We start from the raw sequence: 2,659 nt of genomic DNA, 5'->3' as shown, positions 1-2,659 counted from the left end.
GTTCTCGGTCCGGCCCCACCGGCATGAGTGGCTGCGGCTCAGGCCGCTTCGGGCTGCTTGCCGTCGTGCAGGGCGATCGCGCGTTGCATCGCCTTGCGGGCGCGCGGGGTGTCGCGGGCGTCGTGGTAGGCGACGGCCAGACGGAACCAGGAGCGCCAGTCGCCGGGGGCGGCCTCCGTCTCGGCCTTGCGCCGGGCGAAGACCTCGTCGGCCGAGTCCCGGTCGATGCGCCCGCTGGGAGTGCGCTTCAGTTCGTCGACGGGCAGACCGCCCTCGGCGTCGAGTTCGGCGGCGAGCTGGTTGGCCCTGCGGACGAACTGCGTGTTCTTCCACAGGAACCACAGGCCGATGACCGGCAGGATCAGCACCGCGACGCCGAACGTGACGGTGAGGGGTGTGCCGGTCTCGATGAGCAGGAGACCGCGGCTGCCGACCAGGACGAAGTAGACGACCAGGACGGCGGCCGTGAGGGCGTAGGTGAGCTTCGCGCGCATGACGGTCAGGGGCTCAGCTCAGGTCCAGGAAGTGTTCCAGGCCGAAGGTCAGGCCAGGGACGCTCCCCACACGGCGGGCGCCGAGCAGGATGCCCGGCATGAAGCTGCTGTGGTGGAGCGAGTCGTGCCGGACCGTCAGGGTCTCGCCCTCGGCGCCGAGCAGGACCTCCTGGTGGGCCAGCAGCCCGCGCAACCGGACGGCGTGCACCGGAACGCCGTCGACGTCGGCGCCACGGGCGCCGTCCAGGGCGGTGGTCGTGGCGTCGGGGGCCGGGGCGGTGCCGGCTTCGCGGCGGGCCTCGGCGATGAGCTGGGCGGTGCGCGTGGCGGTGCCGGAGGGGGCGTCCACCTTGTTCGGGTGGTGCAGCTCGACGACCTCGACGGACTCGAAGTACGGGGCGGCGAGCTGCGCGAACTTCATCGTCAGGACGGCCCCGATGGAGAAGTTCGGCGCGATGAGCACACCCGTCCGAGGGGACTGGTCCAGCCACCCCTTGAGCTGCGCGAGGCGCTCGTCGGTCCAGCCGGTGGTGCCGACGACCGCGTGGATGCCGTGGCGTACGCAGTAGTCGAGGTTGGCCATGACCGAGTCGGGCGTGGTCAGTTCGACCACGACCTGGGCGCCGGTCTCGGCCAGCGTCTCCAGCTTGTCGCCCCGGCCCAGGGCGGCGACCAGTTCCATGTCCTCGGCGGCCTCGACGGCTCGAACGGCTTCCGAGCCGATCCGGCCCTTGGCGCCGAGGATCGCCACGCGCAGCTTGCTCATCTCTTGTGCTTCCTTGTCGAGCTCGTCCGGCTTGTCCGGCCTGTCAACGGGGATGGTCAGGCGACGGCGTCGTGCAGGCGGGCCGCCTGTTTGTCCTTCAGCGGGCCGATGACCGACAGAGAAGGCCGCCGTCCCAGGATCTCGCGGGCGACCGAGCGGACGTCGTCCGGGGTGACCGACGTTATCCGCGACAGCATGTCGTCGACGGACATCTGCTCGCCCCAGCACAGCTCGCTCTTGCCGATGCGGTTCATGAGTGCGCCGGTGTCCTCCAGGCCGAGGACCGTGGAGCCCTGGAGCTGGCCGATGGCGCGCCCGATCTCGTCGTCGGACAGGCCGTGCTCGGCGACCTGGTCGAGTTCGTCGCGGCAGATCTTCAGCACATCGTGCACCTGTGACGGCCTGCACCCGGCGTACACGCCGAACAGGCCGCAGTCGGCGAAGCCGGAGGTGTACGAGTACACGCTGTAGGCCAGGCCGCGCTTCTCGCGCACCTCCTGGAAGAGGCGGGACGACATGCCGCCGCCGAGCGCGGTGTTGAGCACGCCCAGGGCCCAGCGCCGCTCGTCGGTGCGGGACAGGCCCGGCATGCCGAGCACGACGTGCGCCTGCTCGGTCTTGCGGTCGATCAGCTCCAGGCGGCCCGCGGTGCGCAGGGCGCGCCGGCCGCTGCGCGGGGCGACGGGCTCGGCGCTCGGTTCCTTGAAGGCACCGGCCTTCTCGAAGGCGGCGCGGACCTGCCGTACGACCTTGGCGTGGTCGACGTTGCCCGCACAGGCGACCACGAGGTGGGTCGGGTCGTAGTGCTTCTTGTAGAAGCGGCGGATGCGGTCGGCGGTGAGAGCGTTGACCGTGTCGACCGTGCCGAGGACCGGGCGGCCGAGGGGGTTGTCGCCGAACATCGTGTGCGCGAACAGGTCGTGCACGCAGTCGCCCGGGTCGTCCTCGGTCATGGCGATCTCTTCGAGGATCGCGCCCCGCTCGACGTCGACGTCCTCCTCGAGGATGCGGGAGCCCGTCAGCATGTCGCAGACGACGTCGATGGCGAGGGGCAGGTCGGTGTCGAGCACGCGCGCGTAGTAGCACGTGTACTCCTTCGCCGTGAACGCGTTCATCTCGCCGCCGACCGCGTCGATCGCGGCGGAGATGTCCAGGGCGGACCTGCGGTCGGTGCCCTTGAAGAGCAGGTGCTCCAGGTAGTGCGTGGCGCCGTTCAGGGCCGGGGTCTCGTCGCGGGAGCCGACGTGCGCCCAGATGCCGAAGGTCGCGGAGCGGACCGAGGGCAGGGTCTCGGTGACGATGCGCAGGCCGCCGGGGAGGGTGGTCTTGCGGACCGTGCCGATGCCGTTGGTGCCCTTGATCAGGGTTTGGGTACGGGCGACGGCCCGCGCCTCCGAGG

At 70.9% G+C, this 2,659-nt stretch carries 3 protein-coding genes; all 3 read right to left on the bottom strand.

The window, feature by feature from the left end; translation table 11 throughout:
• Positions 1-38: 38 nt before the first annotated feature.
• On the bottom strand, positions 39-494 hold the full coding sequence (locus ACFTZL_RS43815) for a hypothetical protein (protein WP_382595901.1): 456 nt from the start codon (positions 492-494) through the stop codon (positions 39-41).
• Positions 495-507: 13 nt separating this feature from the next.
• Positions 508-1,260, bottom strand: a complete 753-nt coding sequence (gene dapB, locus ACFTZL_RS43810; RefSeq protein ID WP_382595898.1) for a 4-hydroxy-tetrahydrodipicolinate reductase — start codon at positions 1,258-1,260, stop codon at positions 508-510.
• A gap of 56 nt (positions 1,261-1,316) precedes the next feature.
• The coding region (locus ACFTZL_RS43805) for a M16 family metallopeptidase (protein ID WP_382595896.1) at positions 1,317-2,659 on the bottom strand (1,343 nt) is incomplete at its 5' end.

Origin of the sequence: Streptomyces sp. NPDC056948 (assembly GCF_042674225.1) — a bacterium.
Lineage (GTDB): Bacteria > Actinomycetota > Actinomycetes > Streptomycetales > Streptomycetaceae > Streptomyces > Streptomyces purpurascens.
Note: the sequence above shows the minus strand (reverse complement) of the source record. Positions and strands in the feature narration are given on the sequence as shown.